The organism is Limnohabitans sp. B9-3, from assembly GCF_002778325.1.
GTDB classification, from domain to species: Bacteria; Pseudomonadota; Gammaproteobacteria; order Burkholderiales; family Burkholderiaceae_C; genus Limnohabitans; species Limnohabitans kasalickyi.
Genome location: NZ_NESI01000009.1, coordinates 137,384 through 152,091, shown reverse-complemented (window position 1 = coordinate 152,091; position 14,708 = coordinate 137,384). Strand labels below are relative to the sequence as shown.

The 14,708-nt window shown below is 55.1% G+C and carries 11 protein-coding genes; all 11 read right to left on the bottom strand.

The window, feature by feature from the left end; genetic code table 11:
* Positions 1-211: 211 nt before the first annotated feature.
* The 11 genes from fliD to flgC are packed head-to-tail and all read right to left on the bottom strand — an operon-like array spanning position 212 to position 14,707.
* Positions 212-2,311, bottom strand: a complete 2,100-nt coding sequence (fliD, locus tag B9Z42_RS14095; RefSeq protein WP_100134038.1) for a flagellar filament capping protein FliD — start codon at positions 2,309-2,311, stop codon at positions 212-214.
* Between the two features lie 59 nt (positions 2,312-2,370).
* Complete coding sequence (gene flgL / locus B9Z42_RS14090; RefSeq protein ID WP_100134037.1) at positions 2,371-3,294, bottom strand: flagellar hook-associated protein FlgL; 924 nt, start codon at positions 3,292-3,294, stop codon at positions 2,371-2,373.
* A gap of 15 nt (positions 3,295-3,309) precedes the next feature.
* Positions 3,310-6,384 carry a flagellar hook-associated protein FlgK gene (gene flgK / locus B9Z42_RS14085; RefSeq protein ID WP_100134036.1) on the bottom strand — a complete coding sequence of 1,025 codons (3,075 nt, stop codon included), beginning with the start codon at positions 6,382-6,384 and terminating at the stop codon, positions 3,310-3,312.
* Positions 6,381-6,860, bottom strand: a complete 480-nt coding sequence (locus B9Z42_RS14080) for a rod-binding protein (protein ID WP_100134035.1) — start codon at positions 6,858-6,860, stop codon at positions 6,381-6,383. Before B9Z42_RS14080 ends, flgK begins: the two co-directional genes overlap by 4 nt.
* Positions 6,861-6,871: 11 nt before the next feature.
* Positions 6,872-8,011 (bottom strand): flagellar basal body P-ring protein FlgI, encoded by a 1,140-nt coding sequence (locus B9Z42_RS14075; protein ID WP_100134034.1) that lies wholly within the window; start codon positions 8,009-8,011, stop codon positions 6,872-6,874.
* A gap of 15 nt (positions 8,012-8,026) precedes the next feature.
* Positions 8,027-8,710 (bottom strand): flagellar basal body L-ring protein FlgH, encoded by a 684-nt coding sequence (locus tag B9Z42_RS14070; RefSeq protein ID WP_233203656.1) that lies wholly within the window; start codon positions 8,708-8,710, stop codon positions 8,027-8,029.
* Positions 8,711-8,721: 11 nt separating this feature from the next.
* On the bottom strand, positions 8,722-9,507 hold the full coding sequence (flgG, locus tag B9Z42_RS14065; protein WP_100134032.1) for a flagellar basal-body rod protein FlgG: 786 nt from the start codon (positions 9,505-9,507) through the stop codon (positions 8,722-8,724).
* A 30-nt stretch (positions 9,508-9,537) separates the two neighbouring features.
* Positions 9,538-10,302, bottom strand: a complete 765-nt coding sequence (locus B9Z42_RS14060; protein WP_100134031.1) for a flagellar basal body rod C-terminal domain-containing protein — start codon at positions 10,300-10,302, stop codon at positions 9,538-9,540.
* Positions 10,303-10,324: 22 nt separating this feature from the next.
* Positions 10,325-13,495 carry a flagellar hook-basal body complex protein gene (locus B9Z42_RS14055; protein WP_100134030.1) on the bottom strand — a complete coding sequence of 1,057 codons (3,171 nt, stop codon included), beginning with the start codon at positions 13,493-13,495 and terminating at the stop codon, positions 10,325-10,327.
* 47 nt (positions 13,496-13,542) lie between these two features.
* Positions 13,543-14,256, bottom strand: coding sequence for a flagellar hook assembly protein FlgD (locus B9Z42_RS14050; protein WP_100134029.1), 714 nt, complete (start codon positions 14,254-14,256; stop codon positions 13,543-13,545).
* A 25-nt stretch (positions 14,257-14,281) separates the two neighbouring features.
* Positions 14,282-14,707 (bottom strand): flagellar basal body rod protein FlgC, encoded by a 426-nt coding sequence (gene flgC, locus B9Z42_RS14045; RefSeq protein ID WP_100134028.1) that lies wholly within the window; start codon positions 14,705-14,707, stop codon positions 14,282-14,284.
* Position 14,708: the final 1 nt, after the last annotated feature.

The window sequence follows — 14,708 nt, the reverse complement described above, 5'->3', positions numbered from 1 at the left end:
CGCCAAGAAGTGGACGATGCCGGTGCAAAACTGGAAGCCCGTGCTGAACCGATTTACGATCCAGTTTGAGGGAAGGATGCCGACGAATTAACACTCGCTCCGTTTACACAAAATTCGGGACACCCTCCAGAACCCCAGAAATAAGCGGGGTTTGCACAATCCAACAGTTTTTTCTGCGCATCACTGCTGCAGATTTTTTGTTTAAAAAGTATTACTTATTGGTATAGGCTGCCATCATGCCGTCAAAGGTTGACTTCAAACTTGTTTTCTGACTGTTCACACTACCCACTAAGCTGTCCATGGAAGCAAATTGCTTTTGATACCTGACCAACAAAGCGTCCATGCGGACTTGTAACTTATCCAGCCGAGCCTGATATTTGGTGTTTTCTATATTCGCGTTGTCACTCTTAGTCGTAAGTGGGCCAGTTTTAGCAAGCAAACTCGTGATTTTTTTGACCGCATCGCCGGCAATACCTGCAGGGGCCGAACTAAATGCGCTCAGCTTGTTGTGCCCCCCCGTGAAAAGCTTGATCACATCCGCATAGTTATTCGTCAACGCTGAGTCCAGCTTTGACGAATCTAAAGACAGCACACCCTTTTGGTCCAACGTGTAGCCCAACTCACCGAGCGACTTGATCGACGTCCCCGGCGTGCTGGAAGCACCAAAAATCAATGCACGCATTTGCTGGCGAACCATGCGCACCGTGCTGTCGCCAACCAACGTGGCGCCGTAGGTGTCTAAGGTTGACTTCGGGTCGGTGGTTTGGTTAACGATGTCATTGAAATCGTTGTATGCCGTGACCAGCGATGCCAGCTTAGTTTTGATATCGGTCGTGTCACGCGCAATCAACACCGTGGCAGGTGTGCTGCTGGCTGCATTCAAATTCAAGGTGAGGCCAGGAACAATGTCGGTGATCGTGTTGCTCTTGCGCTGGTAACTGATGCCATCCACGTTAAGCAAGGCATCACTGGCCGTGTAGCCTGAAGGTGTCGCAAACGACAGAGCGGTTGAACTCGTGCTGCTGAGTGAAAAACCCTCTGTTGAGCCAGTGGCCCCCGTGATCATGAGTTTGTAAGGCAATGAGCTGCCGCCATCGTTCACCAGTTGCGCTTTAAAGCCACGGTTGGATGCGTTGATAGCCGCTGCCAATCCGGCAGGCGTGTCGTCATAGCTTGTTTTCGTCAATGACGTACCCGCAATGGCGCGTCCAGATGCTGAAACAACTTTCAACTCCGAGCCAGAATAAGACACGCTGATGTCAGTCGAGGCGTCCAGCGTGCGCAATTGCATTTGCAAATTGGCTGCCAAAGCTTCCATAGTAGGCGCTGTAGGTCCAGGCACTAGGCTGCGGGGTGTGCCGTCGATGGTCACTTTAAATGCACTGAAATCTGATGTGCTGGGGTAAGCGCCAAAACTCGCGCCTGTGATGGTTGAAGTGCCCGATGTTCCTACCGAGGCGCCGTTATCCAGGTTAATTTCCACGGCGTTGGATAACGCTGGGCTGGAGATCGCGCGGCTGGTCGTGAACGAGGAAATCATCAAATCCGTGCCGCCGGAAACGGTGACACTCAAATCACTCGAACCATCGATCGCACGAAGTTGGCTTTGAAGGTTGGCAGCCAAATCTTTGAGTGTTGCAGTGGCTGGTGCTGGGGTGAGGCTATAGGCCTTGCCGTCGATCGTCACTGCAAAGTTTTTAAAATCAGTCACCGATGCAGCGGTTCCAAAGGTGGGCGATGCAATGGTGGCTTGAAAGGTGGCTGTCGTGCTTGGGGTTCCGACTGATAAACCTGCAGTGTTGGCGCCCGTCAAGGTCAAAGAAAAAGGGCTGCCGCCATTGAGCGATGTATCAGCACTGGCAAAACCCGTGCTGATGCTGCGCTGGGGTGAGGACAACGCCGACACAGACACCGTGTGAGAGCCCGCCGTAGCAGCACTTGACGCACTGACATTGAGTGCCCCGGTGTTGCTGTTGACCGCGGTGACCGTGTTGAAACTGTCTCTGTCTTTCACAGCAGTAAGGGCTGTTTGCAGCTCTGACATCATGAACATGACGGCTGAAATACCACTGACCTTGCTGTCGTTTTTCGTGATCTTGGCATTGATCGCGTTGGCTTGGGGCAATTGCTCGGCATCCACCAAGTTTTGCGCCAAAGAAGCCGTATCGACCCCCGAACCCGCGCTGAGTGAGGTGAGGATTTTTTGCGCCGCTGCCTTATTGGCGGCAGCCGTCGCGGCGGCTGCGGTTTTATTTGCAGAAAGTGTGGACGTTGTCGTGGTGGAAGTCGAGCTGACAGCGGAGGTGGCCATAGAAGGTGAACTTTCTTAACTCAAACTTGATCGGTGCGAGGTTCTCAAACTTGAGCGCGTTAGTTCATGTACTTAAACAAACTCAGCTGTGAGATCTTGGAGAAGCTGCTTTGTGCGGCCTCCAAGGCGAGTTGGTCTTTGTTCATTTTGGTGATGGCCGAGGTGTAGTCGAGGTCTTCCACGTCGGACTGGGTGGTTTTCAAGCGCAGCACCACTTCGTCCAACACGCTGTTTTGCAAGTCCACCACCGACAAGTCGGAGCCCACTTGGGCCAGGCCGTTGCTGATGCCGTTTTGCAAACCGTCCACCTCCGCAATGCCACGCTGAACCTTGGTCATGTCGCCTGAACTGACCGCATTGGCCAAGTCGTCCAGCGATTGGAAGAAGTCCACGCCCGTTTGTGTCCCTTTGGCATCGGTGCGGGTAACGCGCACAAAGGCGTCGGTACCCGGCATATTGAGGTTCATGCGACGGTTGTCACCAACGTTGACTTTCATGCGCGATTGGTCGCCTTGGTACACCACACGACCGGAAGCGTCTTGCGCAAAGGCAGGCTGTCCGGTACGGCTGCCCGAGAACAAAAAGTTACCGTTGCTGTCTTGGCTGTTGGCCAGGCTCATGATTTGCTCACGCAAGCCCCTCATTTCCAAAGCCACGCTCTGGCGGTCTTGCGGGCTCAAGGTCGCATTGGCACCTTGCACAGCCAGCTCTTTGATGCGATACAACACATCGGTGGTGTTTTTGAGTGCGGTTTCTTCCGACGTCAAACGCACGTTGGCAGACTTCAAGGTGTCTTGGTAGCTGGTGTTACGCGACAGCTCAGATTGCAAACGGGTGACCAAGGCGGCTTTGTCAGGTGCATCGCTGGGCTTGACGATGTTTTTTCCAGTCGACAACTGCTCTTGCGTTTTCGCCAAGTTAGATTGCACCGTTCTCAACTGCTGCGTCGAGCGGTCAAAGTAGAGGGAGGTTGAAATTTTCATAGTGATGAGCCTCTATCAGCGAATTTGCACAATCGCGTCAAACAACTGACCCGAGATTTGCAACGCTTTGGCATTGGCTTGGTAGGCCTGTTGCAAGCGAATGAGGTTGGCGGCTTCGTCGTCCAAGTTGACGCCCGAAATTTTGTCGCGCGAGGCAATGGCTTGGTCGTTGACCACGGTCAACGCTTGCTGGGTGATGGTGGCTTGTTGCGCCAAGTTACCCACGTTGTTGATTTGGTCGATGTAGCTGTTGGCCAAGGTTTTGCCATTGACCACCGGCTTTTTGTTGAGGTCGACCATGTCGAGCATGTTGACGTTGTTGCCCAAGCCGTCTTGGTTACCGTCGACTTGGTAGCTGTCTCCCACGCTGGGAGCATGGTCAAACTTGACTTGCAATCCATTGAAATCGACCACGGGCTCTAGCACCGAGTTGTCGTATTGACGGCTGGCCAACTCCGTGCCGGTCTTGCTGTCAATGATGCTGTAGCGGTCAGCAGCCGTGAACTTGATGGTCAAAGTCTGGCTACGCAGGCTGTCACGCGGCACATCAGGCTGTCCCGTGAAGCTGGTGGCCACTTTCGCGGTACCCGTGCCGGTGACGAACAACAGCAAATCGTCGGGGCTGCCGCCTTCAATGAAAGCGCCCGTACGAAGCCCCAGCTTGCCCAAATCAGACGGGTCACCCGTTTGCTCGTCAGGCGGCACACCGTAGGTGCCAAACGACAAGCGGATGTCAGTTTGTGTGGGGTCTGAGGCAAGCTTGCGTTTGAGGCGAGCCGTCACGTCGTAATCCAAGGGCTCTAAACCCAAGGCGTTGACTTGGAAAGTGCCATCGGCGGCTTTACCCGGACCGACGGAGATGTTCAACGTGCCAGCCGAGTCCAGGGTGATGAGCTTGAGGTTGCGGTTGCTGTCAATTTCAGCGCGCACGCCAGTGAACGTTTTCTGATCATTGATCTTGTCCACCACACCTTGCAAAGTGGTGATGCCACTGTTGGCGCCAAAAATGGCAGTGCCATTGATTTGCAAAGGCTTGGTGAAGTTGACATCGGTGCTGGGCACGCTCACATCACGGACCACTTGCACCATGCGGACTTGGCCGTTGTAGGTGCTGGCTTGCAGGTTCAGCGCGTTCGCGCCGGGTTGGGTGGTGCCTAAATTGGAATTGATTTCAATGGGGCTCGCAGCGGCATTGCTCAACACCAACTCACCGGCAGGACTGATGTTCGCGTTCACCTTAAGCGCGAGATCAGTCACCCCTGCAAACTTGAGGTTGATAGCCTCTGTCAACGACTTGATGTCTGAGTAACCCGCTGGAATCACTTGTCCGTTGATTTTGAGCGCCTGCTTGAAGTCAAGCTGACTGCCAGAGACGCGAATTTCGCTGTACGCCTCGGCGCGAATGTTGGTCAAGCCAGAGCTTAGGTTGATGAGAGCGGCGACATCCGTTGGCGTTGCTGATGCATTTAGTGCACCCAGCTTCACCCCGTTGAGCTTCAAAGCTCCGGCTGCAATGGCGGTACCGTCACCCGGCAGGCGTGCGGTTTCGAGCACGGCAGGCATAGGCGTGGTGTTGGCCGAAACGCCATTGGCATCAAAAGTTTGCCCATACAAGACCGTGGCTTTGGCGCCGTAAAACAAATTCAAACTGCGGTAAGCGTCGGGCCCCGCCTTATTTAAATAAGCATCGCTGTAAGAGGCGTTAGGCACAAAACCATTACTGGGCGACATGAGTTGGAACTTTTCGTCCAGGCTCAAGGCTTTACCCAACAACTGTCGCCCATCACGAGTCATTACTTGCAGCTGCTGGCCTTTGTCAGCTTCGTCCAAATAGAACGACGCTTTCACGCCTGCAGCCAAGGTGGTGACGGGGGTGAACAAACGTGCGCCTTCGACTTTGAAAGTCACGCCCGCTGTGGCGTTGGGGTTGTTCACCAGGGCTGGATTGCTCAAAGGCGTGGCAGGCGTGGCACCCGAGAACTTAACCGTGGCACGCGTCGCGCTGACATTGGTGTTGCTTTCGCTGACGCGGAACTGGGCTGCTGTCGCCACACGCAAGGCATCGTTCAAAGCCATGCGAATGCCACCGGCAGCATGGGGCGCGGCAGGGTCAATGGCAAACAAATCGGTGCCCATCTTGCCGTAGCCATCGATGCCGTTTTGCTGAACTGCGTTGGTTTCTTTGACGAAGGTTTGGGCCAACGAGTTCAAATTCTTTTGGGCAGGCTCCAGCACCTGGCTGATGAAACTTTGGTAACCCCCCAATTGACCACCACTGGCGCTGGCCAATGACTCGCTGTTGCCGTAGGGGTCGATCACCAAGCTCACGCGGTCTTTGACAGCAGGGTCTAAGCCCACAGGGCGTGACTTTTGTCCGTCGACCACCAGACCTTGGGTCAGGGTGGTGCCCATGCTGACCGTGACCGCACCGTTGGTGCTAAAGCTGGTTTTGACACGCGCCAAATCAGACAACTGACGCAATAACAAATCACGACGGTCCAACAACTCTGGCGGCTGCAACTCAACCGAAGGCGCTTTGGCCATGGCTTGGTTCACCAAGGCCAATTGGCTGGTGAGGGTGTTGATTTGGGTGGCTGTGCTTTCCACTGCTTGGCGGGTTTCGGTAGACACCAAATCGAGCTGCCCCGACAGCTCAGCAAAGCGTGAGGCCACGCCTTCAGAACTACGCATGAAGGTGGTGCGCAACACGGTGGACGCGGGATCGGCCGACAAGCTGCTGGCGGCGTTGAAGAAGTCGTCCAACGCCGAGCTCAGGCCCACGCTTTTGTCGCCCATGATGTCCATCACGCGCTTGGTGTACTCCACCATCGGTTTTTGGCTGGCCAAATCGCTGGTGCTGTTACGCAGGTTCGATTCAGCAAACGCATCAAACTGACGCTTGACGGTTTGCAGCTCCACGCCGGTGCCGAAAAACATACCGGCCGATTTTCTGGGCGCAGAGTCTTTCAAGACGGCGTCTTGGCGCGAATAGCCTTCGGTGTTGACGTTGGCAATGTTGTTGCTGACGGTGCTCAACGCACGTTGGTAAGCGCCAATCGCGTTGCCGCTGATGCCTAACATGTCACTCATGAACCACCTCCAAGCATTTTCTTGGCGTCATGCAAAGGCTTGATCACAGGCGTCTTGAACTGCATCGGATTCGCCGCAGGCGTTGCGTTCATGGGCAAGGCAGGCTCTTTGGGGTTCAACACCATGCCGCCGACTTGGCGTGCTTTGAGCATGTCAGCGGTGCTGGGCTGGTTTTGTTTGACGGCTTTGGCCATGTAGTCGGCCACGCCCAAGGCGCTGCGCTTGGCCATTTGCATGGAGACTTCTTTGTCAAACATGCCTTCAAAGGTTTCGACACCGCTGGACTGGTTGTCTTCGTCCTTCATGGTGGCTTCGCGCATGGACTTCATCATCATTTGGATGAAGAGCGCTTCAAATTGTTGCGCTGATTCTTTCAGCGCTTTTTCTTGGTTTTGCTGCGCTTGGCCACGCAACTCACCCAGACCCGAAAAGTCCAAGTAGGACCGGGTGGTGGAGGTGTCGACGGGGCTGCTCATGTCATTGCTCTTTAGATGATGACCAACTCGGCGCGCAGGCTGCCAGAGCTTTTCAGGGCTTCAAGAATGGCGATCAAGGCCGAAGGTGATGCACCCACTTGGTTGACCGCATCCACAATTTGACGCAGCTCCACACCCGGCTGGAACAAGAACATGGGCTTGTTGGGCTCGTTGACTTTGATCTCGGCGTTTTGCACTTCAGCCGTTTGGCCACCCGCAAACGCATTAGGTTGTGAAACCTCGTTGGTCGCGGTGATGGCGACCGAGATGGTGCCGTGCGAGACGGCAGCAGCTGTCACACGCACAGAGCGGTTGATGACCACGGTGCCGGTGCGTGAGTTGATGACCACACGCGCTGGGGGCTCGCCCGGTGTGACTTCCAAAGCTTCGATCATGCTCATGAACGACACACGTTGGTTCAAGTTTTTAGGGGCTCGTACCGATACCGAAACACCATCCAAAGCTTGTGCGACATCACCGCCAAATTTTTTATTGATCGCGTTGACAATGGCCGTGGTGGTGGAGAAATCGTTTTCACGGATGTTGTAGATCACGTTTTCAGCGGTCTCAAACGGGGTGTCCACAATGCGCTCCACAATCGCGCCGCCAGGAATGCGGGCCGAGGTGGGCACACCAATGGCGACTTTGGAGCCGGCTTGGCTGGCGTCAATGCCAGTCGCGGTCAAGGCACCTTGCGCCAAGGCATAAATTTCGCCATCCACACCGCGCATGGCCGTCATGATCAAGCTGCCGCCACGCAAGTTGGTGGCTTTGCCGATGGACGACACGTTGATGTCGATGCGCTGACCGGGCTTGGCAAAGCCAGGCAAATCTGCGGTGACCAACACAGCAGCGGTGTTTTTGATGTCCACACGCGCCGCCGTGGCCGCTTGTTCAAAGTCGGTCAAGGGGCCGTCAATGCGCACGCCCATTTGGGAGAGCATGGCTTTCATGCTTTGGGTGGTGAACGGCACCGAGGCGTCGTCGCCCGTACCTTGCAAGCCAACCACCAAGCCATAACCAATCAATTGGTTGGGGCGTTGGGCGGCGAGCGTGGCCAAGTCTTTGACACGGTCAGCGCACGCGCTGCCCGCGGCAAGCAAACTCAAGCTAGCGACGCAGAGACGGAAAAAAGGAGAAAGACGCAACATGGGGTACTCGTTCGATCAGAAGGGCCAGTATTTGTGCAAGGCAGAGGTGCCCCAACCTGCTTTGGTCGCGTTGGCCAGATCGCCCGAACCACGGTAAGCAATTTGGGCGTTGGCCAAACGGCGTGACTGCACGGTGCTGTTCGGGCCCACGTCTTCAGGACGAATGACACCAGAGACTTGAATCACTTCTGTGCCTTCAGAGAGACCTAGTTTTTTCTCGCCACGGATGATCAAGTTGCCGTTGGCCAAAATTTCAATCACGGTGACGGCCACCGAACCCACCAAGGACGCTTGCTGGTCGGCTTTGCCTGCGCCTTTGCTGGTGTTGGCGTTCTCGTTGAGGTTGATGCCGTTCAAAAACGGCGACATCTTGCCGACTTGGGTACTGAAACCGGATGGCAAGGAGTTTTTAGATTCGCGGCTGACGTCGGTGTTTTGCGTGCGTGCCGCTTGCGTGGACTCATTGAGCAGCACGGTGATGATGTCGCCCACTTGGTAATTGCGGCCACGGCCAAACCAAGCGTCACTTTGCCGGTTGTTGTAAATGCCGCCGGTGGCAATCTTTGGCCGGTCTGAGGCCAAAGGATAGACAGGGGCAAAGTCGGGTGACGATTTGAGGACCAAATCGACCGGCTCGGTGGCGCAGCCTTGCAGCGCGGCCACACAGGCGATGAGAGAGAGTGAGCTCAGGAATTTCATGGTGAACCTCATCACATGTTTTGGTTCAAGTACTTGAGCATGCCGTCCACAGCCGAGACGGCTTTGGAGTTGATCTCGTAGGCGCGTTGGGTCTCGATCATGTTGACCATTTCTTCGACCACGTTCACGTTGGATGCTTCCAGAGAACCTTGGTTCAACGTGCCTGCACCGTTGAGGCCGGGCTGCAAAATTTGCGCTTGACCGCTGGCTTGCGACGATTCGTACAAGTTGTTACCAATGGGCTTCAAGCCACTTGGATTGACGAAGCGGGCAATTTGAATTTGACCGATGTTTTGTGAGCCGCCACCGGCCACCAACTCAGCGCTGACCGTGCCATCACGGCCAATCGTCAAACTGGCGACGTTGTTGGGAATGGTGATGGCCGGCACCATGGGAAAGCCCAAGGCGGTGACCATTTGACCGGTGTTAGAGATCTTGAAGTTGCCATCACGCGAGTAGGTGGTGGTGCCGTCTGGCATTTGAATTTGGAAGTACCCGTCGCCCGTGATGGCCACGTCCAGCGGCGCTTGGCTGTTGACCAAATTGCCCTGCATGTGCAGCTTCTCAGTGGCATTGATCTTCACACCCGTACCGAGCATGAAGCCGGTCGGCGATTGGGTGTTGTTGGTGGTTTGACCACCGGGTTGCTTGATGTTTTGGTACAGCAAGTCTTCAAAGACAGCTCGGTCGCGTTTAAACCCGGTCGTGTTCACGTTGGCCAAGTTGTTCGAGATGACGTTCATCCGCGTTTGCTGCGCGTCAAGACCCGTTTTGGCTACCCACAATGATGCGTCCATGATTGATCGCTCCCTTTAAAACTGTCAAATTCAGGACGCCTTCATCATGGAGGCGCCCGACTCGTCGTTGGACTTGCTTTCTTTCATGACCCGAACCTGGTGCTCAAACGAGCGGCTCTGTTCAATCAGCTTGACCATCGATGCCATTGGATTGACGGTGCTGCCTTCTACGGCCTGCGGTGTCAAAGAAACTGGCTCAAGACCAGATGCAAAGTCCGTGCCAGCTGGTTTCCCGACAACTTTGAACAAGCCGTCTTCGCGCTTGCTCAAGGGCGTGGCGCTGGCATCGCGCAGCAAAAGCTGGGCAATCACCTGTTGCTGGGGGACCCCTTGCTGTGCAGGGTCGGTGGCGTACAGGTTGCCGTCGCTGCCAAAAGACAACTTAAAGCCGGGCGGCACGGTGATGGGCCCACCGTCTTGGCCGCGCACCAGATGACCCGTGCCGGTTTCCAACACGCCGCTGGCGTTGACCTTGAGGTCGCCACGGCGGGTGAACGCCAGCTCGCCATTGCTGGCGGTGACGCCCAACACAGTTTTGCGGTTGAAGGCCACATCCAAATCTCGGCCCGTGACCATCAAAGGTCCCGGGTCGAGTTGCACTTGGTCGTTGGCGTACATGCGCGGTTGAATGCGCGAGTCAAAGCCCTGCCCCACCGCTTTGTGCGACTCTAGGGTGACGTCATAGGTTTTCTTAAAACCAATGGTCGACACGTTGGCGATCTCGTTGGACAACTGGTGACGCGCAATGCGCTCCTCGTTGATCGAGGCCGTCGAGTTAAAGGCTAAGCGATCCATGTCAGGCTCTCAGTGCGTCCGCTTAGTTACGGATCTGAATGATGGTCGAGGTCAGCGAGGTGCTGGTCTCAATGGCTTTGGCGTTGGCTTGGAAGTTACGCTGCTCGGTGATCAAGTCCACCAGTTCTTGCGTCAAGTCCACGTTCGCACGCTCGGTAGCACCGGAGCGCACCGTGCCGTAACCAGCAGAACCGGCTTCGCCGTACTTAGGCGTGCCTGAATCAGACGTTTTGTAGTAGCTGGTGTCACCAATCTGGCGCAAACCGGTCGGGTTGGAGAAGTTGACCAACACCACCTTGCCCAGCGACTTTTGAGCGCCGTTGGAGTAGCTGGCATTGACCAAACCGTCGTCTTTGACAGCGAGGCCCACCAAGTCACCTTCAGGTGCACCGTCTTGTGACTGCGACAACACCGCGTAAGGCGAGGCAAACTGGGTTGACTTGGAGTAATCGATGTTGATCGTCAAAGAGCCCTTACCGTTTGGCAGGTACACGGTGTCGAGTTGCGCACCTTGTTTGGGAGACACCAAGTTACCCGCCGTGTCAAAGGTCAGCTCGCCTTTGTCGAAGTAAACGGGTGACCATTCGGGCAAGTTGTCAAAACCGGTGGCGGTGGACGATTCTTTGCCGAAGCCGTCGATGTAGACCGTGGCGTTTTTGTCGTCTTTGAACGGGGTGGGTTTGATCCAAGTGGTGGTGGTGCCGAACTTGGCATCCAAACCGTCCAAGCCCCAACGTGCGTCACCTGTCACTTTGATGTACGAGCTGGTCGATGCCGTGCCCGTGGTGAACTTCAAGGCGTTGGTTTTGGTGTCATACGTCACCTTCACGCCGTCCACGGTTTGGGGTGTGGCGCCATCCACAGAAGGCCCTTGCAAATTGTTGATGCCGCTTTGCAGCGCTTCCATGAAGGTGCTGAGGGTGTACGTGTCTTTGGGGGGAACGACCACGGTGCCCGTCACGCCGTTGACCGAAACCACGAACTGGTTGTTGGTGGTGTCGACCGCAAAGTTGTTGTCGACGTTCACCGCCAAAGCATTGCCGTTCAAGACGGCGGGTTTGGAAGCAATACCACGCAAGGCGTCGATCTTGGATTGACCCACAGCATACGTGGCTGGGTCACCGGTCAAGCCCAATCCACGGTCATTCACGGTGGCCAAACTACCCGCTTTGATGTCGCTCAAGGTGATGCTGGACGCGTCACCCGTGGTCCCTGATTTGAAAACAAAACCGCCTTTCACAGCGTCGTATTCGACGGTCGCACCGAAGCGCTGGTCATTGGAGGCGCGAAATGATGCCGCAGAAACGGAGGGTGTCAAGGTCAAACCGACGGTATCGTCGTTCACGCCTTGTGTGATGGGGTCGTTGGTGGGGCGAATGCTGGTTTGGTCACTCATCACCGAAATTTTGTCGTTGCCCGCAGGCTTGAACACCAGCTTTTGTGCTTTGGTGTCATAGCTCACCGTGACTCCGTATTTTTGACCTGTGGGTTGGCCTGCATTCACCACAGCCAATTTCGTGTCGATTTGGCTCTGCACCTTCGCCACCAAATCTTCATAGCGCAAATTGCCTTCGCCTTTCAGGGTGATGTCCAATTTGGGGCCAGTAGATGGCAGCTTTTGGGGTAACTGAAGCGAAAAGGTGACACCGGTGGTGGTGTCGAAATTGAAGGGTTTTTCGTCGCCATATGCGCGGTTGATCGCGTTGGTCAGTTCGGCAGCGATTTGCGCGCCTGAGAGCTTGACATCCTTGCCTGCCAAACGCTCCAAACCAACAGAGACGGGATCAATCGAATTGTCGATGTTGATTTTGAACAAATCCTTCAAATCTTCAAAGCTTTTCTTACCTGCCAATAAGGTATTTGGCGTAGCTAACGGCGCCAAACCTGCTGTTGAAGTCACAGGCTTTGGAGTACCCGTCGCTGGAACGATCTTCATCGCGACGTCAGTTGCTAGGGAGTTGGCTGAATTTGGCGCTTTCGAGTTCAAGAACACTGCGCCACTGCTATCTAATGAGGCGACATAGTCCTTTGCAAAGTCTGTATTGGCATTCAAAGCAGTAACCACCTCATTGGGCGTAGGCAACGATGAGGCTGTTGCAGATGTGATCTCAATGGGGGTGCCATTTTTTATTTGCACCTGAAACTTATCGCCAGCGGTATAGCTCGTGGCCGCAGGCATGGCGTAAGTTGCAGAGCTCAAACCTTGTTGCGCCACCAACGTTGCTTTTGTGTAAGTTGAATACACATTGAAATCGATACCATCGTTGGTGCCAGTGCCCAAACCTGTGGCACTGCCGCCTGTCACAGCAGCTGGTTGTGAAGTGCGCACGTCGTTCAATTGGTCGAGCGAAAACTTGTAAGTCTTTTTAGAAAAGCTGCTGTTCAAAGCGGCAATTTCGTCAGGCGTTTTGAAATCTTCTTTAGCTTTGAGTTCGCCGTATTTGTTGACATACATCACGTCACCGGTTTTGTTGGTGGCTTGCTGCAACGATGCATCGACCAACTGATCGCCCACATACACAAAGGTTTGCCATTTGTTGTTCGGGGTTTCTTGACTCGCGTTTTGGGTCTTCACGTAGTAGACCGTGGCCAAGTAACCGTTACCACCGCCGTCATACACAGTCAACGCCGTGCTCTTGTTGTAAGTGGTGGCGTCGTTGCGGTTGAAGGCTGAGGTAATCACCGGTGCATCGGCTGGAAAGTTCAAGCCCAGTTGCACTTTGCTGGTTTGGGTGGCCATGCCGGTGGTTTTTTGCGGAATGGTCAGCACGTTCATGTCGGTCAAGTTGGCTTTGCCGGACGAGTCCACCGACGCTGCCATCAAACGCTGGCCTGCTGAGTTCACCACGTTGTATTGGTCGTTCATCATGAACGAGCCGTTACGCGTGAAGATGTCCTGAAAACCGTCTTGCGATTTGAGCGGAAAGAAACCGTCGCCGCTGATAGCCAAGTCCAAGGTGTTGGACGAGAAGGTCATGTTGCCTTGGCCGAATTCTTGGGTCACTTTTTTCAGCGACACACCTTGACCGATGGTGGAGGAGGCTTTTTGCAACGGCGAGGTGGCAAAAATGTCACCAAAGTCAGCGCGGCTGCGCTTGAAGCCCACGGTACTCACGTTGGCAATGTTGTTGGCGGTCACGCCGAGCTGGGCGGTGGCGGCGTTCAAGCCGGTCAGAGAGGTATAAAAAGACATGGTGCGTTAACTCCAGTGAGAAATTCTTAAATCGTTCAATCGGTCAATCAGGAACCGACGCGCTTGACGTCGGCCAAATTGACGGTTTTGCCGCCATCGACTTCGAGCAACAAGGTGCCATCGCCGGCTGTGGCGCTGGACACGCCACGAACGGTGGCGTAGGTGTTGACGGTGGGGGTGCTCATTTTTCCGGCGCTGTTGACGGTGGCCACGTAGCGGTAGGTGCCGTTGGGGGCTGCGGTACCGCCATCGTTCATGCCATCCCACGCCAAAGTGGCATTGCCCACAGGTTGCGCGCCCATGATTTGGCTGCGCACCAAAATGCCTTTGTCGTTGAAGACTTGCAGCTTGATGCCATCGGCACCGCTGGGTAAATTGATGATGCCTTGCGACACGGTGGTGTCGGTGACAGTCACCGGACCATCAGGCACGGTGACGGTTTTACCAATCAAAGAGGCCGCGCCCAACATGCGGTCGCCGCTCATGCTGGAGACCATCGACTCCAAGCTGGATTTCATCGAGGTCGAAGCTTCAAGCTGCGAGAACTGCGCCAACTGCGCCACGAAGGCTTCGTTTTTGACGGGATCAGTCGGGTCTTGGTTGGTCAGCTGGGTGGTGAAGAGCTTGAGAAATGCGCTTTGGCCCATGGCGTTGGTCGACGACGCCGCTTTGGCGGCATCTTGCTGCGCCTTGTTTTGCGCACTGGTCAAGATGTTGCTCGGCAAGGAGCTCATCATGGAGGAGGTGTCAGAAATAGCCATAGAAAACTCCAGTAAGCGCTGTCAATCAGTTTTTGATGATGTCGAGGGTGCGCGACATCAGCTGTCGAGCGGTGTTCACCACTTCGACGTTGTTTTGGTAGGAGCGCGAGGCGGCCATCATGTCGACCATCTCGGACATTTCGTTCACATTGGAATGAAACACGTAGCCCTCTTTGTCGGCCAAGGGGTTGCCCGGGTCCCAGGTTTTGCGCACGGGTGTTTGGTCGTCGACGATGCGGTCGACCTTCACGCCGCCCACATATTGGGCGCCAGCATGGGTCATCTCTTCGCGCATCAGGGCTTTGAACAGCGGGCGTTTGCCACGGTAGGCCTCAGCCTCTGTGCCGGACACGGAGTTGGCGTTGGCCAAGTTAGAGGCGGTGGTGTTCATGCGCACGGTTTGCGCGTTGAGCGCGGTGCCGGCGATGCCAAAAACGTTGTCAAGGTTCATG